Source organism: Citrobacter sp. wls826, from assembly GCF_005281245.1.
In the GTDB taxonomy this organism is placed as follows: Bacteria; Pseudomonadota; Gammaproteobacteria; order Enterobacterales; family Enterobacteriaceae; genus Citrobacter; species Citrobacter braakii.
The window spans coordinates 191,958-214,846 of record NZ_SZWS01000027.1; the positions used below are offsets into that span (position 1 = coordinate 191,958).

The following is a 22,889-nucleotide window of genomic DNA, read 5'->3' on the forward strand; positions in this document are numbered from 1 at the left end:
ATGGCGTCCGGCTATTGTTATGCAGTTCCGGGCAGAGCCGATGGAATACTTTTGCCGGCAGGAGCTGATCCACCACGCGCACAAACTCGGTGATGCACAGATCGTAATCATTCACTTCAGTCAGCAGCTCGCGCACCAGTGAGTCGAGCACGCCTTCCATCGGCGCCAGTAAAACACGCATATCGTCACCCGCAAAAAAAGAGGCGCTATGGTAGCGCCTCCGTTCGGGAGATTAAAGAGGCTCAGCGCGGCAACAGGCAGTTATCTTCTTTCCAGCCGTACAGCCATTCCATACCACGATAAAATTCCGCCTGAGATTTGCCTTTCCACAGCAGATTACGCACCTGGCGCTCGACGCCTGCGGCGTGGTACACACGTCCCATTTCGCGCGTCGACCAGACGATGCGCGCAGTACGCGGAATACGTACCGACTCATACAAGGCAAAGGCATCAGCCGCATCGCCGTCACACTGCTGTAACGCCTTACCGAGAGTGACAGCATCTTCAAGCGCCATACAGGCGCCCTGCGCCATATATTGTGCCACCGGATGCGCAGCATCACCCACCAGCGTAATGCGGTCGGTCCCCCATTTCTCTACCGGTTCGCGGTCAGCGGTGGACCAGCGACGCCATGAGGTCGGCTTATCCAGCATCTGGCGCGGACGCGCATGAATACCGGCAAAATAGGAGAGCACTTCCTCTTTACTGCCATCCTTTACCCCCCACTCCTCCTGCTGACGACTGTGGAAGGTCACCACCAGGTTATACTGCTTGCCGCCACGCAATGGATAGTGCACCAGGTGGCAGTGCGGTCCGGCCCACAGCACCGGCGCGTTAATGCGCAAATCTTCCGGCATATCATCGCAATCAATCACCGCGCGATAGACCACGTGCCCGGTCACGCGTGGCGCATCGCCAATCAGAGACTGACGCACAACCGACTTCACACCGTCACAGCCCACCAAAATATCCGCTGTCCAGCTGTTACCGTGCTCATCAAAGACCGTCACATCATCTTCTGTCTGGCGAATATCAACCACGTTAGTTGAAGTGCGATACTCAACGTTGGGATGAACCAGTGCCGCTTCCCAGACAGAAGCATGAATATCAACCCGATGGATAACCGCATAAGGACCGCCAAAGTGATCGCGGAACGCCTGCCCGGTTTCAATGCGTACAACCTCTTTCGCGTTTACCGCATCCATCATGGTGATGTGATCGGTAAAAACGGCGCGCTTGCGAGCGACGTCACCCACACCAAGGCTATCCAGAGCAGAAAACGCGTTCGGCCCGAGCTGAATGCCCGCACCAATCTCACCAATCTCGTGCGCTTTCTCCAGCAACATCACTTTAATGCCTTGACGGGCCAGCGACAGCGCGGTCGCCGCGCCGCCAATCCCGCCACCCACGATAATTGCGCGTGTCACTTTAGCCATTGTCGTTCTCCTTATCAGGCTGGAATTTTGTCTTGTTGATTCTCGGGCGCGGCGGCGATAAACGCCGGAAGCTGGGTACAGGCATCATATACCGCCTTACAGCGCGGATACCCGCTCAGATCACAGCCCATACGTAACGCGTTCGCCCACTGCGGGATCAGACAGCAATCCGCCAGCGTCGGCGCATCCCCCACGCAGAACGTCCCCGACTGACTCTGGCGCAGCATCTGTTCAACCGCGCTTAACCCTTGCTGGATCCAGTGCGCATACCAGCGTTTTTTATCCTCTTCACTGACCTTTAGCTCTTCGCTCAGGTAGCGCAGTACCCGCATGTTATTCACGGGATGGATATCACAAGCGATGGCATAAACAATTTCCAGCACCCGGCTGCGCGCCGGGAAGTCGGCTGGCAGCAGCGGCGACTGCGGAAAGTGACCATCCAGCCAGTCGGTTATCGCCAGCGACTGCCCGAGTGATTCTCCCTCATCAGTGACCAGCGTCGGTACCAGCCCTACCGGGTTCATCCGCCGGTAGGCCAGCTCGTTCTGCTGACCGATGCGAATGTTGACACCCACCGTCTGGTAATCAAGCCCCTTCAGCGCCAGCGCAATGCGTACGCGATATGACGCGGAGCTGTTAAAGAAACTGTACAGCTTCATCATCCACCTCAGACAATCTTCACAGCGATGGGGGTTAAACCGTCTACATTGCCGGTGATCACATCTCCTTTCACCACTGCGCCCACGCCCTCTGGCGTGCCTGTGTAGATCAAATCACCCGGCTGTAGTTCGAAAAAGCCGGACAGATAGCTAATCGTTTCATTAACGGACCAGATGAGGTGGCGAATATCGCTACGCTGATGATCGTCGCCGTTGACCTGCAACCAGATAGGCGCGTTGTTAACATCCGCACTTTCGCTGGCTTTATGCAGCGGCGCGATGGGGGCTGAGAGATCAAATGCTTTGCCGATTTCCCACGGACGCCCCATCTGGCGCATCTCCATCTGCCTGTCGCGGCGGGTCATATCCAGACCAGTGGCATAGCCCCAGATATATTCGTGCGCTTTTTCCAGCGGTATATCGCTGCCCTTTTTACCGATCGCCACCACCAGCTCTATCTCATAGTGATAGTTATCGGTCTGCGACGGGTATGGCAGCTCGAGGGTTTGACCGGCCGCCACCGGAACCACCGCATCGGCAGGTTTACAGAAGAAGAACGGCGGTTCGCGATCCGGATCAAAACCCATTTCACGCGCATGAGCGGCATAGTTGCGGCCCACGCAGTAAACGCGACGCACGGGAAACTGTTCATTACTGCCAACGACCGGAACGGTAACAGGCGCTTGTGGTTCGAATACGTATTGCGTCATTTTCTCTCTCCCAAATTAATAACGTGCTTCACGGAACAACCCCAGCGCTTCCTGAACCGGTCTGTCCGAAAAACTAAATAAGACGGCATCTTCGTGGGCCTGGAATGACACGCCGTGCCAGGTTGGCACCACGAAGATATCTTTTGGCGAAAAATTGAAGATCTCGGTGCCGATGGTGACCTGCCCGCTTCCTTCCACCACGTGATAGATAGTGCTGTCGGTGGTACGCGCCATCCGCGAGGAAAAGCCCTTCGGCAACAGTTGTAAAAAGGTCCCCATTGAAGGCATGGGATAACCACCGGTTACCGGGTTGACGTAACGCATCTTGTAACCGTCCCACTCATCGGCGTCACCCATGCGGGTCAGGTCATGCAGCGCTTCACGGCTGCGATCGTAGCGATAGTTGAAAATTGGCGATGAGTTACCCTTCTGATGACGCAGCGGCAGCATATTGGCCGCGTAGCGTGGTAAGTAATCCCCTTCCTTGCGCGTGACTGGTTGCTGATCCTCCGGGTAATCTTCCGCAAAGCCGCAACCCAGCAGATTCACCAGTGGCAGATCCAGACCGTCCAGCCACACCACCGGTTCACTGCCTGGGTTGCCGTGGTCGTGCCAGCGCCACTGTGGCGTCAGAATAAAATCGCCTTCATGCATTTGGGTGCGCTCGCCATCCACCGCAGTAAATGCCCCTTTCCCTTCGACAATAAAGCGCAGCGCAGACTGATTATGCCGGTGACTCGGGGCAACCTCGCCCGGCATGATTAACTGCAATCCGGCGTACAGCGTTGGGGTGATTGAAGACTGTCCGCGCAGCATGGGGTTTTCCAGCACCAGTACGCGACGAATCGCCTCTTTCGCGCCAATCAGATCGCCGCTTTCCAGCAGCAACGGGCGGATCTCCTGATAGTTCCAGTACGCAGGAGCACAATGTGCGTTCGGCGTTGGCGGTACCAGGCGGTGCAGCGACTCCCACAGCGGGGTCAGATTCTGCCCGGAAATATGCTGGTAAAACTGCTGACGGCTGTTCTTAACATCCTGATTAAGTTCCGACATAGAGATTCTCCTTATTTGTTCACGATGCCTACGCGTGACAACGCGTCAGGGACAGAGGCCGACTGGCGGATAACAACCGTCAGCAGCATAAGCATCACCGCGCTGATGGCCGCCGGAACGGCAATAATGAAAAACAGGTTATCGAATGAGAAATTCATCGCCATCATCACGCCGCCGGAGAGCGAGCCGACAATCGCGCCGCAGCGGCCAATCGCATTAGACCAGCTGACGCCCGTTGCCCGGCTCTGCGTCGGATAAAGCGTGGCGGTTAAGGCATTCAGGCCCACCTGCGAACCGCTGATGCCGATGCCGGTGCCAAAAATGGCCAGCGCCATCAGCCACAGACCGTTCTCGCTCAGGCCAATCATGACAATACACACCGCACCCAACGCATAGCTCACTGCCAGCACGCGGAAAGGGTTGTATTTATCCATCAGCACTCCCAGCACCAGCGCACCGAGCGTACCGCCAATCTGAAAGGCAGCGGTCACCCATGAGGCATGCTGCAGGTCAATTCCACGATGGTTAAGCAGCGTTGGCATCCAGCTGGAGAGCAGATAAATAATCAGCAGGCTCATAAAGAACACCACCCATAACATCAGGGTAATGGGCAACTGTTGCCCGACGAACAGCTGGCGAATGCTGCCTTTGGCAATCGCGGCGCCTTCGTTGAGATAAAATTGGGTATTGTCATAACGTTCCCGGGTGATGGCGCTGACGGTTCTGGCAATCACGTTTTGCGGCAACTGACGACGAACCTGCCAGCGCGGGGATTCCGGCAGCGCAAACAGCAGAGCCACAAACAGCATCAGCGGTAGCACGCCTCCCAGCACCAGGATGCCGTGCCAGCCAATAACCGGCACCAGCTGTGCGCTGACAATCCCGCCCATCGCCGAGCCCAGGGTAAAACCGCAGAACATCATTGTGACCAGTGCACCACGCCGACGCGCTGGCAGGTATTCTGAGGTCATAGTGATAGTATTTGGCATCGCGCCGCCCAGGCCTAACCCGGTAAGGAAGCGCAAAAAAACCAGCGTTTGCAGATCGGGGGAAAAAGCCGAGATCAGGCTCAGTGCGCCGAACAGCGCCACGCAGAGTTCAATCACCCGTTTGCGGCCAAAACGATCCGATAGCGGACCGCAGAGCAGTGCGCCAGCGGTCAGACCCAGCAGGCCTGCGCCAAACAACGGCGCCAGATCTCCGGCCGTCAGTTGCCAGTGGGTGCGAATATCAGGCGCGATAAAACCAATAGCTGCGGTATCAAAACCGTCGAGCATGACGACCAAAAAACAGCAAATGATAACGCGCCACTGGGTCTTACCGACGGGGGCGGAATCGATCAGTGCTTGTAGATCACGTTGTTGAGTCATAGTGAATGCCTCAGTGCAGGTAGAGTAGATGTCTGTTTTGTTTTAGGTATGTTGCGACTTTGTATGTTTGGAGATGAAATGTACAATGGCTTTTCATGCAGAGGCATAACCTGGAGGTTATAGCAAATGGCTAACTGGGCGCAGAAACTTAAGTTACACCACCTGCAAACGCTTATTGCGCTGGGCGAACAGGGGAATTTGACTCACGTCGCCCGAATGATGAATATCACCCAGCCAGCGTTGTCAAAATGGTTATCACAGCTCGAAGATGAGATGGGTATCACACTCTTTGAACGTCATAGCAAAGGCTTACGCCCTTCAGAAGGCGGCAAGCTGCTACTGCAGCATGCCCAACGCCTGATCAATGATATGGAACGTTCACAGTATGAAATCGCCCGTTTTAAGCAGGGAGGCCTGGTAGGGAGTCTGAAGATTGGCTGCTCGCCGGTGGCGACGGACTGCGTTTCACAGGCGATACTGGGTTTGCTCACAGAGCTGCCGACCTTGCATCTTAATATTGAAGAGAAGGTGATGACCCCGCTGTTGCACGATCTGCTCGCGGGTTCGGTGGATGTGGTGGTCGGACGCGTCGGTGGCCGGGCGCTTCAGTTGCCGCTCAATTACCAGGTGCTGTATACCGAGCCGGTCTGTTTCGTCGCGCGCCCCGACCATCCGCTGGCAAAATATCCCCTGCTCACCTGGCATGATCTGGCTAACTGGCGCTGGATTGTCTGGCCGACGGGAACGCCCATCCGGATAAGCATTGACAACGCGCTGGTAGATAACGGCGTCATGCTACCGGAAAACATCATTGAGTCGGCATCGATAAACGTCAGCACCAACCTGCTGCAAAGTAGCGACATGATCTCTATTCTTTCTCTACGCCTGGCGCAGCGTTATGCCGCCCAGGGACAGCTGGCTATCCTGAATCTGCCGAAGATTGAACAAAAAGGCAGCGTAGGCGTGTTCTGGCGCAACAATGAAACACCCACGACCGCCCTGAATCGTTTTCTGTATTACCTGGCACAGGTTTAACGTGAACAGTTAGGGCCATCGCCCGATGTTCCAGATATCTATTTCTTCTATGCTTAGAATTCATGATGTGATCGGTAGCACGTTTTGAAGTTTAATTGTATGATGAATCAGTCTCGTCAAGGGTTTCAACTATGAGCAAAGCACTGAACATTATCTGGCAATATTTGCGCGCATTCGTCCTGATTTATGCCTGCCTCTATGCAGGTATTTTTCTTGCATCGCTACTCCCCATCACCATTCCGGGCAGCATTATCGGCATGCTGATTCTGTTTGTCTTACTGGCTTTGCAGGTGCTACCGGCAAAATGGGTTAACCCCGGCTGCTATGTGCTGATTCGCTATATGGCCCTGTTGTTTGTCCCGATTGGCGTGGGGATCATGCAGTACTTTGATCTGCTCCGTGCGCAATTTGGTCCGGTGGTGGTGTCCTGTACCATCAGTACGCTGGTCGTTTTCCTGGTGGTGAGCTGGAGTTCTCACATTGTGCACGGTGAGCGCAAAATCGTTGGGCAAAAAGGGTCTAAAGAATGATGTCGTATATCTGGTGGTCGTTACCCCTTACGCTGGCGGTATTTTTTGGCGCACGTAAGCTGGCTGCACGATTTAAAATGCCGCTATTGAACCCGCTACTGGTCGCCATGGTGGTGATCATTCCCATTCTGATGCTGACCGGAATTCCCTACGATCACTATTTCAAAGGCAGTGAGGTGCTGAACGATTTACTGCAACCTGCCGTGGTCGCGCTGGCCTATCCGTTATACGAACAGCTGCACCAGATTCGCGCTCGCTGGAAATCAATTATTGCCATCTGCTTTGCGGGGAGCGTTGTGGCGATGGTTACAGGTACAACAATCGCCTTGTTGATGGGCGCATCGCCGCAAATTGCTGCGTCAATCATGCCGAAATCGGTAACCACGCCTATCGCTATGGCAGTGGGAGGCAGCATTGGTGGTATTCCGGCCATCAGCGCCGTGTGCGTCATTTTTGTTGGTATCCTCGGGGCTGTGTTTGGTCATACTTTGCTCAATGCGATGCGTATTCGCACCAAAGCCGCACGTGGACTGGCCATGGGTACCGCTTCGCACGCCCTGGGTACCGCACGCTGTGCAGAGCTGGACTATCAGGAAGGTGCGTTTAGCTCTCTGGCGCTGGTTATTTGCGGCATTATCACCTCGTTGGTCGCCCCATTCCTGTTCCCGATTATTCTGGCCCTGGTCGGTTAACCTTCAATTTTTGGCTAATTATTTGCGATGCGTTGCACATTTTTAATTTAATTTTCATAAGTTGCATACACAATGAGATTTGGATCACATATAAAGCCGTAACAGGCCCGTAAACTACGATTCCATTACATTGTTATGAGGCATCGCCATGCATCCACGTTTTCAAACTGCTTTTGCCCAACTCGCGGATAACTTGCAATCAGCCCTGGCGCCTGTTCTGGCGGATGCGCATTTCCCCGCCATGCTGACTGCTGAGCAGGTCTCTTTGCTGAAACGCGAATCGGGACTGGACGAAGACGCGCTGGCATTCGCTCTACTGCCGCTGGCTGCGGCCTGCGCGCGTACTCCGCTGTCCAACTTCAACGTTGGGGCAATTTCTCGCGGCATCAGCGGCACCTGGTACTTCGGTGGCAACATGGAGTTCCTGGGGGCGACCATGCAGCAAACCGTTCATGCCGAGCAAAGCGCCATTAGCCATGCCTGGCTGCGCGGTGAAAAAGGGCTCGCCGCCATCACCGTCAACTACACGCCGTGCGGCCACTGTCGCCAGTTTATGAACGAACTGAACAGTGGACTGGATTTACGTATTCATCTGCCGGGACGTGCGCCACACGTGCTGCGCGATTACCTGCCAGACGCCTTCGGACCGAAAGATCTGGAGATTAAAACACTGCTGATGGACGATCAGGATCACGGCTTCGCACTGCAGGGCGATGCGTTGACCCAAGCGGCTATCACCGCCGCCAACAGATCTCATATGCCGTACAGCAACTCCCCAAGCGGCGTGGCGCTGGAATGTAAAGATGGTCGAATTTTTAGCGGTAGCTATGCGGAAAATGCCGCCTTCAACCCGACCCTGCCGCCGCTGCAAGGCGCGTTAAACCTGTTGAACCTTAACGGTTATGACTACCCGGATATCCAGCGTGCTGTGCTGGCTGAAAAAGCCGATGCGCCGTTGATTCAGTGGGATGCGACCTCCGCTACCCTGAAAGCGCTGGGCTGCAATAATATTGAGCGCGTGCTGCTCGGTTAATTGCCTGGCGCTACGCTTATCTGGCCTGCAATCGCTCCAGGTTGTCGGCCAGATTTGCTGTTGCTACCATCCAACAGGGCCGTTTTGCTGAAAATCCCCTCAATCAGATTGCTGTTTCTTGCGCTACGTCTTCCGGTACAGTAGCCTGATTGAAATTCCATCCAAATAACGAGTTTTCTGCATGTTAAAGCGCGTGTTTTACAGCCTGTTAGTCCTGGTAGGCTTGCTGCTTTTGACTGTGCTTGGGCTCGACAGGTGGATGAGCTGGAAGACCGCTCCTTACATCTACGACGAATTGCAGGATTTACCCTACCGCCAGGTCGGTGTGGTCCTTGGCACGGCGAAATACTATCGCACCGGCGTCATCAACCAGTATTACCGCTACCGCATTCAGGGCGCATTGAACGCCTATAACAGTGGAAAGGTAAATTATCTGCTGCTGAGCGGCGACAACGCGCAGCAAAGCTACAACGAACCCATGACGATGCGTAAAGATCTGATTGCCGCAGGTGTCGATCCCGCTGACATCGTGCTTGATTACGCCGGGTTCCGGACGCTCGATTCAATTGTACGAACCCGCAAGGTGTTCGATACCAACGATTTCATCATTATTACTCAGCGATTCCACTGTGAGCGCGCCTTGTTTATTGCGCTGCATATGGGCATCCAGGCCCAGTGCTATGCGGTGCCCTCACCAAAAGATATGCTCACCGTGCGGGTACGTGAATTTGGCGCCCGCTTTGGCGCACTGGCCGATCTCTATATTTTCAAACGTGAACCCCGCTTTTTAGGTCCGCTGGTGCCCATCCCTACCATGCATCAGGTACCGGACGATGCACAGGGATATCCGGCGGTCACGCCTGAACAACTACTCGAATTACAAAAGAAACAAGGAAAATAAGCATGGATGTACAAACCCTTTTCGTCGTGTTGGCCTTTCTGCTCATTCCCGTATTTTGTTTTCGCGAAGCATGGAAAGGCTGGCGCTCTGGGGCAGTAGATAAAATTAAAAAGAATGCGCGCGAACCGGTTTACGCTTATCGCAATCAAGAGCCCCTGCAATTTTGGTCTTATGTGCTGGTTTATGCCGGGTGCGGATGTTTATCCTTCGGGATGGTTATTTACTTAGTCTTTTATCGCTAAAGAATTTTCCTTTATATTAGCATTTGAGAATAGCTAATATTTTGATAATAGTTACCATTTCAATGTAAGGGATTAATGCTGCCCGCCAGCATTTCCCTCAGACTATCTTCTATTTGTGAATCCTTTCACAGAATACTCTTCCTGCAGTGCTTAGCCTTAAGAATAGCCTTCACTTTTTATATTTTGTTATTAACGGTTTGCCTTAATTTACTCAAGCATTAAGGAAGAAAATATGCCACAACAAAATTATCTGGATGAGCTCACGCCTGCTTTTACCCCATTATTAGCAATAAAAGAGGCTTCCCGCTGTTTATTATGTCACGACGCCCCCTGTAGTCATGATTGCCCAGCGCAAACAGACCCAGGGAAATTTATTCGCTCTATTTATTTTCGTAATTTTAAAGGCGCTGCCGAAACTATCCGCGAAAATAATGCGCTCGGTGCGGTGTGCGCCCGGGTTTGCCCAACCGAAAAATTATGCCAGCGCGGATGTACGCGCTCAGGAATTGATAAACCTATCGATATTGCACGTCTGCAACGCTTTATTACCGATTTTGAACAGCAGACCGCAATGAAAATCTATCAGCCGGCAACAAAAACGCTCGGCAAGGTAGCTATCATCGGGGCGGGTCCGGCAGGGTTACAGGCCAGCGTAACGCTAAGTAATCTTGGTTATGATGTCACAATCTTCGAAAAACAGGCCCAGCCAGGTGGCTGGTTGCGTTATGGTATTCCTGAGTTTCGTCTGCCGCAAGCAGTTTTGGATCTTGAAATTGCCCGTATCGTTGAAATGGGCGTGACCATCAAGTGCAATTGTGAAGTCGGCAATGCCCTTTCCGTTGAGCAACTCAAAGCAGAATACCGCGCCGTACTGGTTACCGTTGGGATGTCTTACGGTTCAACGTTACCTCTGTTTGAGAGGGCGAATCACGTAGAAATCGCCGTCGATTTTCTGCAACGAGCCCGGCAATCCAACGGCGATATTACCGTCGCACAAAGTGCATTAATCATCGGAGGTGGCGACGTGGCGATGGATGTCGCCAGTACGTTGAAGCTGCTGGGCTGCCCGTCAGTCACCTGTGTCGCGCGTGAAGAACTCGCCGACTTCCCGGCCAGCGACAAAGAATTCAGCAGCACACAGGCTTTAGGGGTGTCGATAATTGACGGCTTCACGCCCGTGGCGGTTAGCGGAAATCGAGTCACCTTTAAGCACGTACGTCAGCCTGGAGAACTCACGCTTGAAGCCGAACAGATTATTCTCGCCGTCGGCCAACATGCTCAGCTTGATAATTTCGCCGCGTTAAAACCACAGCGCAATCTTATCGATACGCACAATTATCAAACCGCCGATCCGGCTCTGTTTGCTGCGGGCGATATTGTTAAAGGCGATAAAACCGTTGTTTACGCCGTGAAAACGGGAAAAGAAGCCGCTCAGGCCATTCATCACTATTTAGAGGGAGCTTGCTCATGTTAACGAAAGATCTTTCTATTACTTTTTGCGGCGTCAAATTCCCCAACCCGTTCTGCCTCTCTTCCTCTCCGGTGGGCAACTGTTATGAAATGTGCGCCAAAGCCTATGATAGCGGCTGGGGTGGCATTGTTTTTAAAACGATCGGGTTCTTTATTGCTAATGAAGTCTCCCCACGTTTTGACCATCTCACCAAAGAAGATACCGGCTTTATTGGCTTCAAAAACATGGAACAAATTGCCGAGCATCCGTTGGAGGAGAATCTGGCCGCAATTCGCCGACTGAAACAGGACTACCCGGACAAAGTCCTGATTGCGTCGATTATGGGGGAAAATGAGCAGCAATGGCAGGAACTGGCCCGCCTGGTTGAAGACGCGGGTGCAGACATGATCGAGTGTAACTTCTCGTGCCCGCAAATGACCTCACATGCCATGGGTAGCGATGTAGGGCAAAGCCCTGAGCTGGTTGAAAAGTATTGTCGGGCCGTTAAACGCGGCTCGTCCCTGCCGATGCTGGCGAAAATGACACCGAACATTGGTGATATGTGTGAGGTGGCTCTGGCAGCAAAACACGGAGGTGCCGACGGTATCGCGACCATCAATACGGTTAAATCCATCACGAATATCGATCTGAACCGAAAAATCGGGATGCCGGTCGTCAACGGTAAATCCAGTATTTCCGGCTACTCCGGCAAGGCCGTTAAACCTATTGCTTTGCGATTTATCCAACAACTGCGCATGCACCCTGAACTGCGCGATTTCCCGATTAGCGGCATCGGGGGAATTGAGACCTGGGAAGATGCCGCCGAGTTTTTACTGTTAGGCGCGGCCACGCTGCAGGTGACCACCGGGATCATGCAGTACGGCTACCGGATTGTGGAGGACATGGCCAGCGGGCTGTCACATTACCTCGCCGATCAAGGGTTTGACTCACTGGAGGAGATGGTTGGTCTTGCCAATGCCAATATCATCCCCGCGGAGGATCTTGACCGTAGCTACATCGTCTACCCGTACATCCATCTTGATAAATGCGTTGGCTGTGGCCGCTGCTACATCTCCTGTTATGACGGCGGACATCAGGCGATGGAATGGAATGAGGAAACCCGCACACCGCATTGCAACACAGAAAAATGTGTGGGATGCCTGTTGTGTGGTCACGTTTGTCCGGTAGCCTGTATTGAGCTGGGTGAAGTGAAATTTAAACCCGGTGAGAAAGAGCATGCGTTAACGTTGTAACGCTGACAAAAAAGCCCGGTACAGATTACGCTGCACCGGGCTTTTTGCGGTATACGATTACTTCTTACGCGCGTACTTCAGTGAGTCCAGCGCAACCGCGAAGATGATAATGCCGCCCTTGATAATGTACTGCCAGTAAGGGTTCACGCCAATGTAGGTCAGACCGTAGTTGATGACGGTGAAGATAATCACACCGGTCACCACGCCAAACACGGTCCCTACCCCGCCGCTGAACGACACGCCGCCAACCACGCACGCCGCAATCGCATCCAGCTCATACATAAAGCCGAGGTTGTTAGTCGCCGAGCCGATACGCCCGGCTTCGAGCAAACCACCGAAGGCATAAAACACGCCAGACAACGCATAGATGATCAGCAGGTTCAGCGCAACGTTGACCCCGGACACTTTTGCGGCTTCAGGGTTTCCGCCGATGGCGAAAATGTTTTTACCGAAGCGGGTCTTGTTCCACAGCACCCAGACAAACGCCACCGCAATCAGCGCATAGAAGGTAATGTAGGAGAGGCGGAAACTACCCAGCGCAATAAAGCCCTGTGCGAAGGTGGAGAATCCGCTGTCAAAGCCAGAAATTGGCGATGCGCCGACAAAGTCGTAGTACAGGGAGTTGATCCCGTAAACGATGATCATCGTACCCAGGGTGGTAATAAACGGCGTCACATTCAGATAAGCAATGATAATACCGTTCACCAGACCGATAATGGCGCCAATCACGCAAACAATCAGCACGACTACGATGATTGGCATTGTAGCCATTTCCGGGAACACCTTGTTGGCGTTCTCCATCGACTGTAGCAAGGTTGCCGCCACGACTGCCGCCAGGCCAACCTGACGTCCCGCCGACAGGTCTGTCCCTTGGGTAACAATCAGCCCGGCCACGCCCAATGCGATAATAATACGCACCGAGGATTGCGTCAGAATATTACTCAGGTTCAGTAAGCTTAAGAAAGTGGGATCCTGGAAAATAATAATCGCCAGCAAAACCAAAAGAACAACGTAAATTCCGCCTTCTTTCAGATAAGTAAGAAAACTTTTCTTATTTAACGCACTCATGAGGAGCCCCTAATCTTAAAGGTGCAAAGACGCAAGACGGAGGATTTCGTTTTGCGTTGTTGTTTTAGTGTCAACAATTCCGGCAACGAGACCATTGCTCATCACCAGAATACGATCGGTAATACCTAGCAGCTCCGGCATTTCAGAGGAAATAATAATAATCCCCTTATCCTTTTTCGCGAGTTCGGCAATCAGCTGATAAATTTCAAACTTCGCGCCAACATCGATACCACGCGTGGGTTCATCTAACATCAGGATTTCTGGCTGCGTTAATAACCAGCGACCAATAACCACCTTTTGCTGATTACCACCGGACAGTGAACCGATTTGTGTTCGATGGCCCGGTGTTTTCACCCTCATTGAGTCAATTACCCACTGGGTATCACTCTTCATGCGGGAATTATCCAGCAGACCAACTTTGTTTTTATAGTTTTGGATATTGGAGATTAACGAATTAAAACCAATATCCAGATACGCGTAAATACCGGTTGAGCGGCGCTCTTCCGTGACCAGTGCAAAACCATGGTTAATGGCCTCATTTGCGCTGTGGTTATTAATCTTTTTGCCGTGTAGCGTAATCGTACCCGATGATTTCTCACGAATACCAAAAAGCGTTTCAACGATATCAGTACGTTTTGCGCCGACCAGCCCGGCAATCCCGAGAATTTCCCCTTTGTGCAAATCAAACGAGATATCACGAATCGATGGCTGACGCAGCGAGGTCAGGTTACGCACTTGCAGAATGACTTCACCGGGTTTGTTTTCTTTATCCGGAAAACGTTGGTTCAGTGAACGGCCGACCATCATGGAGATGATCTTATCCATATCCAGCCCTTCCAGCGGCTGGGTCGCAATCCACTGACCATCGCGCAGCACGGTAATTTCATCGCATAGCTGGAAGATTTCTTCCATCTTGTGAGAAATATAAACAATACCGCATCCACGCTCTTTCAGCTTACGGATAATGGTAAACAGATGATTAACTTCTTTCTCGGTTAACGATGACGTTGGCTCATCCATGATGACGATTTTTGCGTCATAGGAGAACGCTTTCGCAATTTCAATCATCTGCATTTGAGAAACGGATAATGTACCAACGCGCGCACGCGGATCGATATCAATATCCAGTTCATCAAATATCGCTTTGGTATCGCGGTACATTTTGTCCTGATCGACAAACATGCCTTTGGTGGGGTAGCGTCCCAGCCACATGTTATCCATCACAGAACGTTGTAATACCAGGTTTAATTCCTGGTGTACCATCGAAATACCATTCTCAAGCGCTTCTTTAGCAGAATGAAAATCGATTTCTTTACCCTGAAATAAAATACTACCGGAATCTTTTTGATAGATACCGAAAAGACATTTCAATAATGTTGATTTCCCCGCGCCATTCTCCCCCATTAAGGCATGAATGGAATGTGGGCGGACTTTTAAATTGACATTATCAAGAGCCTTAACGCCGGGGAAGGACTTGTTGATGCCGGTCATTTCCAACAAGTATTCGCCTGACGACTGAGTATGTGTGCTGACCATAATTATACCTTGTTGGCCTTGCAGAGTGCGTTATTAAGGGCGCAATGACATTGCGCCCAAAGACGGAGTATTTACTTATTGGTAAACTCTGCCAGATTATCTTTATCGACACCTACGTACGGAACGCGAACAATTTTGTTCTCAATTTTCCAGTTAGTGCCATCTGCCGCACCTTTGCCATCAGCCAGGTTTTTCGCCAGATCGAAGGTGGCTTTCGCCTGGTTGTTGGCGTCGTTCAGCACGGTACCAGCCATTGCGCCAGATTTCACCAGAGCCAGCGCTTCAGGCAGCGCATCCACACCAAATACCGGTACGCTGGTTTTGTTGTGCGCTTTCAGCGCTTCAACTGCGCCCATTGCCATCGCATCGTTGTTTGCGATAACCACTTCGATTTTGTTGGCGTTCGGACCGGACATCCACGCATCCATTTTATCTTTTGCCTGAGCGGTATCCCACATTGCAGTATCTAACTGCAGTTGCTCAGTTTTAATGCCTTTATCGTTCAGCTCTTTAATCACGTAAGTGGTACGTGCTTCAGCGTCCGGGTGTCCCGGTTCGCCTTTCAGCAGAACAAACTGAATTTTGCCGTCTTTGTTCAGGTCCCAGTTCGGGTTAGCTGCCCAGTGTTTGGCGATCAAATCACCCTGAATAATACCGGACTCTTTAGAGTCGGTACCGACGTAAAACGCTTTGTCATAGCTGTCCAGCGCCTTACGAGAAGGTTCTTTGTTAAAGAACACGATCGGTACGTTCTGCCCGCGTGCTTTTTCAATGACCGTGCCTGCCGCTGCCGGGTCAACCAAGTTAATCGCCAGTGCTTTAACGCCTTTTGCCAGCAGCACGTCGATCTGGTCGTTTTGTTTGGACTGGTCGTTCTGCGAGTCATTCATCAGCAGCTGTACATCTGGCGCCGCTTTGGCATCTTTTTCAATAGCCTTACGTACTACAGACATAAAGTTATCGTCATACTTATAGATAGTCACACCAATGCGGGTATCAGCAGCGTGCGCAGCCGCGCCGAATAACATGCTTGCCATTACAGCAGACAGGGTCAACACCTTCTTATTCATGGTATCTCCGGTTTTATTATGCAGGGTAGTACTTGAGATAAATGCTCGGCAGGCAGAACGTTACTGAAGTGTTACTGAACGCCGAAGCTCACTTTTAAAAAATATTTCTTCCGTGTCTGGCAACGCTCCAAAAACAGGCTTTAATTTTTGTTTAAGGCACCTTTACCTCGGTGAAAGTGATTATTCACCGTTACATAGTAGTTACAGCGCAACAAACAGTGTCATCATAGCTATCGCATTGTTAATATACTGTGAATTTACTCACATATTGAAAGCGGTTACATCGCGCAACGTTATGAGTTAGTGATCGGTGCCGCATTCTGCCGAAGCGCCACAGAATGGCGACGCACCAGCGTCGGCATAAAGCAATGCGTCGCCTCCAGGTCTAACGTGCCTGCAGCCCCCTGTAGCGCAAGCTCCGTCGCCATTTTTGCCATGGAGGCAATGGGATAGCGTACGGTGGTCAGTTGCGGATCGGTGTAACGCGCGATAGGAATATCATCAAAGCCAATGATAGAAAGGTGTAATGGAATAGCGATGCCGTTGTCTTTTAGCGCGGTCAGCGCGCCGGCAGCCATATTGTCGTTATAGGCGAAAACCGCCGTCAGTTGTAAGTTACGTCCCAGCAGTTCTACCATCGCAGACTCTCCGCCTTGCATATCGGGCGAACCGGTGCCGACCCAACTTTCTGCCGCAACAATCCCCTGCTCTTTCAGGGCTGTTAACCACCCTTCTTTGCGCATGGTGTCATCTTCAATGCGATGGCTTGACGCCAGATAACCGATGCGTTGATGACCATTATTCAGCAGCATTCGGGTCGCCATTTTGGCACCGCTGATGTTATCCAGACAGACGCAGCGGTGGGCGTACCCCGGCACCAGACGGTTGATCAGCACCATACCGGGGATCTGATCCATAAACTCGGCGAGTTCCCGATCGCTCAGTGCTTTAGAGTGTACAATCAGTGCGTTACAGCGCTGACGAATCAACACCTCAATGGCATGACGTTCTTTTTCAGCCTCATGATAGCTGTTGCCAATCAGGACATACTTCTGATGCTGCTGGGCAACCATATCCACGGCTTTTACCAGCGCGCCAAAAAAGGCGTCTGATACATCCATGACCACAACACCAATCGTGTCACTCACCTGCGTCGCCAGCGCTTGCGCGTTGGCATTAGGTCGATAGCCCAGCAGAGTAACTGCCTTCATTACCGCTTCACGCGTATCGGGACTCACCAGCGCACTGTTGTTCAGTACGCGGGAAACGGTGGCTACAGAAACGCCAGACTGTCGTGCCACATCACGTATGGTGATCATATTCACTGCCCTGTTTTAGATTGCGGTTGCCCGCAGACACCCCAGGCTGGGTATTTTGTCAGCACAATGAAACGCACTGCGTGAGAGATGTCACAGGAATGAAAGCGCTTACATCTGTTTTGTTAATGAATGTGATCCAGATCGTTATCTGGATGTACGCGGCAATGATGTCCCCGCAGCACGCAGGGTTAATTGACGCCACAGCCATTCCACCGGGCCCTGGCGGTAAAAACGTAGCCATATGACGGAGAAAAGTAGGTTAACGGCCCAAACCGGAATGACGAAATACAGCAGCTCCAGTCGGTCAAATTTCATAAATAAGCCGACCTGGTAAAACAGCGTGGTGCAGATTAAGGTTTGTAACAGATAGTTAGTTAATGCCATGCGCCCCACACAGGCGATGGCAATGACCCATTTTAAGCGGCTAAGCTGCGGCCAGAAGCCGAACATCAGCGCGGCGTAACCAATGGTTTGCAACGGCGCGCCCAGCTCTCGCGGGGCTTGTAGCAAGAAGGCACACCAGCGATATGCCCAGTCCAGATGCCACTGAGCGACGATAGCAGGCAGGTTAATCGCCATCCCGAGAATGACCAGCAGTACACCGGTGCGTCGGTAATGCTGTAAGCTGTACTGCCCTTTTAACCAACCGCTGCGCATCAATGCCGCGCCGAGCAGCATCATCCCCGCCAGTTGCCAGCCGTACTGTGCGCCCAGCGCCAGCAAGCTATTGGACATCATATCCACGCGATTGTTGACGGCTTCCATTCCACCGTTTATTTTCCAGTATTTTTCATACAGCAACGCTGAGGCATCCGGCGTCCAGGCACGACTGGTTTCACTCCCGGAGATTACCCCCAGCAGCAGCAATACGCCAACGCCCACCAGATAAAGCAGTACGCCGGTGTTAAATAAGCTTTTTACCGACGGCGCATCACGGATCAACCGCCAACAAATCAGACCGATTAAGCCATATGCCAGCAGGATATCGCCATCCCAGAAGAGTAAACCGTGAATAAAACCCAATAGAACCAGCAGCGTAAGCCGCGACTGGATCCAGCGTTTACCGCGCGGGAGCAGCATTTGCAGACCGGCACCGAACAGCAGTGCAAACAGCGTGAGGAATTTTACCTGCGCAAAGAGATCGAGCAGCGCCCAGGTCCAGGCGTCGGATAAGGTGATGTTGCCATACCACGCGGGATTGAGGTATGCCGCCTTTGGCAAGCCAAAGGCGCTAATATTGAGAAGCAGGATACCAAGAATGGCGACGCCACGAATAAAATCCAGCGTGACATTACGCTCCATGGTCCCTGCCCTAATCAGTTGTGATGACGTACTGCGCGCAGGAATTCCTGACGCGTGTTCTGGCTGGACTTAAACAATCCGCCAAGAGAAGTGGTCGTGGTCGCACTGGTCGCATCGCGAATGCCACGCGCTTTCACACAGTAATGTACCGCATCAATCGACACCGCCACATTATTCGTCCCGAGAAGCGTTTGCAGCGCGGTGAGAATTTGCTGGGTGAGACGTTCCTGTACCTGCGGACGCTGTGCGAAAAACTGCACAATGCGGTTAATCTTCGACAGACCAATGACCGAATCTTTTGGGATATACGCCACCGTCGCTTTGCCATCGATAGTAACAAAGTGGTGTTCGCAGGTGCTGGTCAGCGTGATATCGCGAACCGTGACCATCTCGTCCACCTTCATTTTGTTTTCAATGACGGTAATTTTCGGGAAGTTGGCGTAGTCGAGGCCGGAGAAAATCTCATCGACATACATTTTCGCAATGCGATGCGGAGTTTCCATCAAACTGTCATCGCTCAAATCGAGATTGAGCAACTGCATAATCTCGGTCATATGGCCCGAGATAAGACGTTTGCGCGTTTCGTTATCCATCTCTTGCACGGGCGGGCGTAGTGGCGTTTCAAGACCACGCGCGACCAGCGCTTCATGAACCAGGGCCGCTTCTTTACTGAGTGATGACATTTCTTCTTCTCCTGCAGGTGGGGCGCCTCTGCCCTGCATGGGGCAAAGTTTTTAGGCTGTGTCACAGCCAGAACATTGTGCGTGAGGCGGCGCACATAATCCAGTATTCACCGCGATAATTATTGAAATTGGCACAGCCTTTCAGCGTAGCGATTTCACTTGTCGTTCTACCCGGCGACGTCGAGTGTTAATGTAAAGTTATATAGATGATGAAGTATGTTTGCTCAATGCGGAAGTGAAAGTTGCTCACAGTGCCATGAATAATCTGTATTATGGTGAGTTCGCAAACATATTCAGGTTCAACACAACAAGGAGCCCCGCATGGAAATGCTTGAAGAGCACCGCTGTTTTGAAGGCTGGCAGCAACGCTGGCGTCACGACTCCGCCACGTTAAATTGCACCATGACCTTCAGTATTTTTCTTCCTCCCCCGCGCGATAACACCCCGCCTCCGGTGCTGTACTGGCTGTCGGGTCTGACATGCAATGATGAAAACTTCACGACTAAAGCCGGCGCACAACGCATCGCGGCTGAGCTGGGCATTGTACTGGTGATGCCGGACACCAGTCCGCGCGGCGAGCAGGTTGCCAATGATGATGGCTACGATTTAGGCCAGGGGGCGGGATTTTACCTCAATGCCACCCAACAGCCATGGGCAACGCATTTTCGCATGTATGATTATCTGCGTGATGAGCTGCCGGCACTGATTCAATCGCAGTTTAACGTCAGCGATCGCTGCGCCATCAGTGGACACTCCATGGGCGGTCACGGCGCATTGATTATGGCGCTGAAAAATCCCGGGAAATACACCAGCATTTCCGCCTTTGCGCCGATCGTAAATCCTTGCCGCGTTCCGTGGGGGGAGAAGGCTTTTAGCGCGTATCTGGGTGAAGATAAATCACAGTGGGCCGCGTGGGACAGCTGCGAGTTAATGTTGGCCAGCAAGCCCGCAGACGCGATTCCGACGCTTATTGATCAGGGAGACAGCGATCAGTTTCTCGCCGATCAGCTGCAACCCGCGGTGCTGGCCGAAACGGCCCGTCAAACCGCATGGCCAATGACGCTGCGTATCCAGCCAGGTTACGACCATAGCTATTACTTTATTGCGTCGTTTATTGAGGATCACCTGCGCTTCCACGCCCAGTATTTGTTGAAGTAACGCCTGAGTGAGGGCGCCAGCCCTCTTCATTTCTCCATCATTCCTTCACTTTTTCTCCTTTTTTCTTTCTCCACTATCCTATTGATTTAAAACGTATTACCCTCAAAACAAGATCAAACACAAATGATTTCGATTATCATTTGTGTTTACAAACATTCATACTTTTGTACAATCCATTCGCTTCTTTACTGAAAAGAGTCCTTAAAAGACAAATACATACAATTGTCATGGCCTTTCACATGACGCGCTGATCGTTACCCTAAATAATTCGAGTTGTATGAACGCGCGTAGCCACGCATCTGCAACTTGAAGTATGCCGGGTAAATTCATTTAAATGGAATGATACAAATGACTATACCTCACGTTAAGGCTGTAGCTGCCGCAGTATGCGTCGCCAGTCTCCCATCACTCGGGCATGCCGCTGAACAAGACACCGTGGTGGTTACCGCCACTGGCTTCGAACAGAAAATTCAGGACGCTCCCGCTTCGATATCTGTTATTACCAAGCAGCAGATTGAGGACAAAGCCTATCGCGATGTTACCGATGCGCTAAAAGATGTCCCTGGCGTCGTCGTCACCGGCGGGGGTAGCAGCAGCGATATCAGTATTCGTGGTATGGCTTCGCAATACACGCTCTTCCTGGTCAACGGTAAACGCATCAGCACACGCGGCACACGTCCTAACAGTGACAACTCAGGTATTGAGCAAGGTTGGCTGCCGCCGCTGGAATCCATCGAGCGTATCGAGGTAATCCGTGGCCCAATGTCATCTCTGTACGGCTCCGATGCGATGGGCGGCGTCATCAACGTCATCACCAAGAAAGTGTCGAATACCAAAGCCTGGACCGGCTCTCTGCACGGCGATGCCACTTTCCAGGAAGACAGAGACTCCGGCGATATTTATCAGACCAACGCCTATGCGTCTGGGCCCCTGATTGACGGATTACTCGGCGCGAAAGTGACCGGGTTATTCTCTCATCGGGCAGAGGACAAAATCCTCAATGGCTACAATGAACAGCGTATGCGTAACGGGGGTTTAACCCTGAACTTTACGCCAGATGATAAAAATGACATCGACTTCGATTACGCACGTGAACTGCAGGATCGCGACAGTACGCCAGGCAAATCCATGGCCGAGGAAAGCTGCCGCAACGGAAGCTGCAAGCCCAACAGTAAAAGCGAAAACAAGTATGTGCACACAACGTATTCACTAACCCACAGCGGTTATTACGACGACTTCAACTCCACCAGCTATGTCCAGCAGGAAGAGACCGAAAACCCAGGTCGCCAGATGAAGTCCTACAACACGATTTTCAATAACCAGAACCAGGTCTTCCTTGGGGCGCACACCCTGACGTTGGGCGGGCAATACCGTTATGAAAAACTGAGTGATAACGGCAACCAGCTGCAAGCTGCTGATGGACTGAACAAACTGACCCGCTGGAGCTGGGCGCTGTTTGCTGAAGATGAGTGGGCCGTTACCGATACCTTCACGCTGACTGGCGGTCTGCGTATGGATAAAGATGAAAACTACGGCGACAACTGGACGCCGCGCGGTTATGGCGTATGGCATCTGAGCGATCAATGGACCTTAAAAGGCGGCGTTTCAGCGGGCTATCGCGCACCGGATCTGCGCCAGTCGTCTGCCAGTTGGGGACAGGTCACCGGCGGCGGTAGACTGAACGGAATCATTGTCGGCAACCCGGACCTGAAGCCGGAGAAAAGCCTCAGCGAAGAGATCGGTTTACTGTGGGATAACGGCAACGATCTCAACGCGGGCGTCACGCTGTTCAATACTGACTTCAAAGACAAAATCACCGAAGTGCGCCGCTGTAACAGCAGCTCCGATCCGGCCTGTACCATCGGCAATACCCACTATGACTTCGTCAGCGATCGCGTTAACGTCGATAAAGCCAATATGCGCGGCGTAGAATCCACTTTCGGCTGGAAGATGACTTCCGACATCAACTGGACGGCGAACTACACTTACACGGAATCTGAACAGAAAAGCGGTCAGTTCTCCGGTCAGCCATTGAACAAAATGCCAAAGCATATGTTCAACACCACGCTGGACTGGCAGGCCACGCAGGATCTCGGTTTCTGGAGCCGTCTGAATCTGCGCGGGAAAACGTCTGAATACCTGAGCCGTACCTCCATGGCGCAGGGCACCCCATCCTATACTCAGGTCGATGTTGGTTTGCGCTATTATGCAAACAAAGATCTGCTGATGACCGCTGGCGTGTATAACGTGCTGGATAAGCAAATCGATTACGATACCTACGACACTGTTCTCGATGGTCGTCGTTACACGGTTGGCCTGACTTACAGCTTCTAAGTCTGGCGCAATAAAAAAACCCCGGCACTCATTTTATTGGTTATGCGCTATTTGA

General features: G+C 52.1%; 22 protein-coding genes. 10 read left to right on the plus strand and 12 right to left on the minus strand.

Going from position 1 to position 22,889, the window contains the following annotated elements; translation table 11 throughout:
* From FDW87_RS22020 to FDW87_RS06805, 6 genes are all read right to left on the minus strand, one after another.
* On the minus strand, positions 1–181 hold a 181-nt coding region (locus tag FDW87_RS22020), incomplete at its 3' end, for a tRNA-dihydrouridine synthase (protein ID WP_252363056.1).
* Between the two features lie 61 nt (positions 182–242).
* Entirely contained in the window at positions 243–1,436 is a 1,194-nt protein-coding gene (locus FDW87_RS06785; RefSeq protein WP_047359167.1) for a 3-hydroxybenzoate 6-monooxygenase, read from the minus strand.
* A 14-nt stretch (positions 1,437–1,450) separates the two neighbouring features.
* Entirely contained in the window at positions 1,451–2,095 is a 645-nt protein-coding gene (gene maiA, locus FDW87_RS06790; RefSeq protein WP_075849054.1) for a maleylacetoacetate isomerase, read from the minus strand.
* Between the two features lie 8 nt (positions 2,096–2,103).
* On the minus strand, positions 2,104–2,805 hold the full coding sequence (locus FDW87_RS06795) for a fumarylacetoacetate hydrolase family protein (RefSeq protein WP_016153707.1): 702 nt from the start codon (positions 2,803–2,805) through the stop codon (positions 2,104–2,106).
* Positions 2,806–2,820: 15 nt separating this feature from the next.
* The gene (gtdA, locus tag FDW87_RS06800; protein ID WP_019077221.1) at positions 2,821–3,858 is read right to left on the minus strand and encodes a gentisate 1,2-dioxygenase; all 1,038 of its coding nucleotides are present in this window, start codon (positions 3,856–3,858) and stop codon (positions 2,821–2,823) included.
* Between the two features lie 11 nt (positions 3,859–3,869).
* Positions 3,870–5,228, minus strand: coding sequence for an aromatic acid/H+ symport family MFS transporter (locus tag FDW87_RS06805; protein ID WP_016153709.1), 1,359 nt, complete (start codon positions 5,226–5,228; stop codon positions 3,870–3,872).
* A gap of 126 nt (positions 5,229–5,354) precedes the next feature.
* Between FDW87_RS06805 and FDW87_RS06810 the strand changes: the two genes are divergently transcribed.
* The 8 genes from FDW87_RS06810 to preA all read left to right on the plus strand — a co-directional run bounded on the left by FDW87_RS06810 (position 5,355) and on the right by preA (position 12,364).
* Entirely contained in the window at positions 5,355–6,263 is a 909-nt protein-coding gene (locus FDW87_RS06810; RefSeq protein WP_016153710.1) for a LysR substrate-binding domain-containing protein, read from the plus strand.
* 131 nt (positions 6,264–6,394) lie between these two features.
* Positions 6,395–6,793 (plus strand): CidA/LrgA family protein, encoded by a 399-nt coding sequence (locus FDW87_RS06815; RefSeq protein WP_016153711.1) that lies wholly within the window; start codon positions 6,395–6,397, stop codon positions 6,791–6,793.
* Complete coding sequence (locus tag FDW87_RS06820; protein ID WP_016153712.1) at positions 6,790–7,485, plus strand: CidB/LrgB family autolysis modulator; 696 nt, start codon at positions 6,790–6,792, stop codon at positions 7,483–7,485. The genes FDW87_RS06815 and FDW87_RS06820 overlap by 4 nt, the downstream gene beginning before the upstream one ends.
* 148 nt (positions 7,486–7,633) lie before the next feature.
* Complete coding sequence (gene cdd / locus FDW87_RS06825) at positions 7,634–8,518, plus strand: cytidine deaminase (RefSeq protein WP_047500989.1); 885 nt, start codon at positions 7,634–7,636, stop codon at positions 8,516–8,518.
* A gap of 181 nt (positions 8,519–8,699) precedes the next feature.
* Positions 8,700–9,419 (plus strand): outer membrane permeability protein SanA, encoded by a 720-nt coding sequence (sanA, locus tag FDW87_RS06830; RefSeq protein ID WP_016153714.1) that lies wholly within the window; start codon positions 8,700–8,702, stop codon positions 9,417–9,419.
* 2 nt (positions 9,420–9,421) lie between these two features.
* On the plus strand, positions 9,422–9,661 hold the full coding sequence (locus FDW87_RS06835; protein WP_016153715.1) for a DUF2542 family protein: 240 nt from the start codon (positions 9,422–9,424) through the stop codon (positions 9,659–9,661).
* A 232-nt stretch (positions 9,662–9,893) separates the two neighbouring features.
* Entirely contained in the window at positions 9,894–11,135 is a 1,242-nt protein-coding gene (locus FDW87_RS06840) for an NAD(P)-dependent oxidoreductase (protein WP_016156975.1), read from the plus strand.
* The gene (preA, locus tag FDW87_RS06845; protein ID WP_016156976.1) at positions 11,129–12,364 is read left to right on the plus strand and encodes an NAD-dependent dihydropyrimidine dehydrogenase subunit PreA; all 1,236 of its coding nucleotides are present in this window, start codon (positions 11,129–11,131) and stop codon (positions 12,362–12,364) included. Before FDW87_RS06840 ends, preA begins: the two co-directional genes overlap by 7 nt.
* Positions 12,365–12,421: 57 nt before the next feature.
* On the opposite strand, the gene mglC is transcribed toward preA, so the two are convergent.
* The 6 genes from mglC to folE all read right to left on the minus strand — a co-directional run bounded on the left by mglC (position 12,422) and on the right by folE (position 19,342).
* Complete coding sequence (gene mglC / locus FDW87_RS06850; protein WP_003027393.1) at positions 12,422–13,432, minus strand: galactose/methyl galactoside ABC transporter permease MglC; 1,011 nt, start codon at positions 13,430–13,432, stop codon at positions 12,422–12,424.
* A gap of 15 nt (positions 13,433–13,447) precedes the next feature.
* Positions 13,448–14,968 (minus strand): galactose/methyl galactoside ABC transporter ATP-binding protein MglA, encoded by a 1,521-nt coding sequence (mglA, locus tag FDW87_RS06855; protein WP_016153718.1) that lies wholly within the window; start codon positions 14,966–14,968, stop codon positions 13,448–13,450.
* A 71-nt stretch (positions 14,969–15,039) separates the two neighbouring features.
* A complete protein-coding gene (gene mglB / locus FDW87_RS06860; protein WP_016153719.1) occupies positions 15,040–16,038 on the minus strand; it encodes a galactose/glucose ABC transporter substrate-binding protein MglB in 999 nt (332 codons plus the stop codon).
* A 293-nt stretch (positions 16,039–16,331) separates the two neighbouring features.
* Positions 16,332–17,357: an HTH-type transcriptional regulator GalS gene (gene galS, locus FDW87_RS06865; RefSeq protein ID WP_047359172.1), complete on the minus strand. Its 1,026-nt coding sequence runs from the start codon at positions 17,355–17,357 to the stop codon at positions 16,332–16,334.
* 144 nt (positions 17,358–17,501) lie between these two features.
* The gene (gene yeiB, locus FDW87_RS06870; RefSeq protein ID WP_047416231.1) at positions 17,502–18,659 is read right to left on the minus strand and encodes a DUF418 domain-containing protein YeiB; all 1,158 of its coding nucleotides are present in this window, start codon (positions 18,657–18,659) and stop codon (positions 17,502–17,504) included.
* Between the two features lie 14 nt (positions 18,660–18,673).
* Positions 18,674–19,342 (minus strand): GTP cyclohydrolase I FolE, encoded by a 669-nt coding sequence (gene folE, locus FDW87_RS06875; RefSeq protein WP_003027410.1) that lies wholly within the window; start codon positions 19,340–19,342, stop codon positions 18,674–18,676.
* A gap of 321 nt (positions 19,343–19,663) precedes the next feature.
* On the opposite strand from folE, the gene fghA reads away from it, so the two are divergent.
* Entirely contained in the window at positions 19,664–20,500 is an 837-nt protein-coding gene (fghA, locus tag FDW87_RS06880; RefSeq protein WP_016153722.1) for an S-formylglutathione hydrolase, read from the plus strand.
* A 348-nt stretch (positions 20,501–20,848) separates the two neighbouring features.
* Positions 20,849–22,834 (plus strand): ligand-gated channel protein, encoded by a 1,986-nt coding sequence (locus tag FDW87_RS06885; RefSeq protein ID WP_016156980.1) that lies wholly within the window; start codon positions 20,849–20,851, stop codon positions 22,832–22,834.
* The last annotated feature ends 55 nt before the right edge of the window (positions 22,835–22,889 follow it).

Bases quoted from the DNA above. Each gene is read 5' to 3' on its own strand.
- maiA (WP_075849054.1), bottom strand. From the start codon at position 2,095: ATGAAGCTGTACAGTTTCTTTAACAGCTCCGCGTCATATCGCGTACGC.
- galS (WP_047359172.1), bottom strand. From the start codon at position 17,357: ATGATCACCATACGTGATGTGGCACGACAGTCTGGCGTTTCTGTAGCC.
- FDW87_RS06815 (WP_016153711.1), top strand. From the start codon at position 6,395: ATGAGCAAAGCACTGAACATTATCTGGCAATATTTGCGCGCATTCGTC.
- FDW87_RS06810 (WP_016153710.1), top strand. From the start codon at position 5,355: ATGGCTAACTGGGCGCAGAAACTTAAGTTACACCACCTGCAAACGCTT.
- mglB (WP_016153719.1), bottom strand. From the start codon at position 16,038: ATGAATAAGAAGGTGTTGACCCTGTCTGCTGTAATGGCAAGCATGTTA.
- FDW87_RS06840 (WP_016156975.1), top strand. From the start codon at position 9,894: ATGCCACAACAAAATTATCTGGATGAGCTCACGCCTGCTTTTACCCCA.
- sanA (WP_016153714.1), top strand. From the start codon at position 8,700: ATGTTAAAGCGCGTGTTTTACAGCCTGTTAGTCCTGGTAGGCTTGCTG.
- FDW87_RS06795 (WP_016153707.1), bottom strand. From the start codon at position 2,805: ATGACGCAATACGTATTCGAACCACAAGCGCCTGTTACCGTTCCGGTC.
- fghA (WP_016153722.1), top strand. From the start codon at position 19,664: ATGGAAATGCTTGAAGAGCACCGCTGTTTTGAAGGCTGGCAGCAACGC.
- cdd (WP_047500989.1), top strand. From the start codon at position 7,634: ATGCATCCACGTTTTCAAACTGCTTTTGCCCAACTCGCGGATAACTTG.
- folE (WP_003027410.1), bottom strand. From the start codon at position 19,342: ATGTCATCACTCAGTAAAGAAGCGGCCCTGGTTCATGAAGCGCTGGTC.
- mglC (WP_003027393.1), bottom strand. From the start codon at position 13,432: ATGAGTGCGTTAAATAAGAAAAGTTTTCTTACTTATCTGAAAGAAGGC.
- gtdA (WP_019077221.1), bottom strand. From the start codon at position 3,858: ATGTCGGAACTTAATCAGGATGTTAAGAACAGCCGTCAGCAGTTTTAC.
- FDW87_RS06835 (WP_016153715.1), top strand. From the start codon at position 9,422: ATGGATGTACAAACCCTTTTCGTCGTGTTGGCCTTTCTGCTCATTCCC.
- yeiB (WP_047416231.1), bottom strand. From the start codon at position 18,659: ATGGAGCGTAATGTCACGCTGGATTTTATTCGTGGCGTCGCCATTCTT.
- mglA (WP_016153718.1), bottom strand. From the start codon at position 14,968: ATGGTCAGCACACATACTCAGTCGTCAGGCGAATACTTGTTGGAAATG.
- FDW87_RS06885 (WP_016156980.1), top strand. From the start codon at position 20,849: ATGACTATACCTCACGTTAAGGCTGTAGCTGCCGCAGTATGCGTCGCC.
- preA (WP_016156976.1), top strand. From the start codon at position 11,129: ATGTTAACGAAAGATCTTTCTATTACTTTTTGCGGCGTCAAATTCCCC.
- FDW87_RS06785 (WP_047359167.1), bottom strand. From the start codon at position 1,436: ATGGCTAAAGTGACACGCGCAATTATCGTGGGTGGCGGGATTGGCGGC.
- FDW87_RS06805 (WP_016153709.1), bottom strand. From the start codon at position 5,228: ATGACTCAACAACGTGATCTACAAGCACTGATCGATTCCGCCCCCGTC.
- FDW87_RS06820 (WP_016153712.1), top strand. From the start codon at position 6,790: ATGATGTCGTATATCTGGTGGTCGTTACCCCTTACGCTGGCGGTATTT.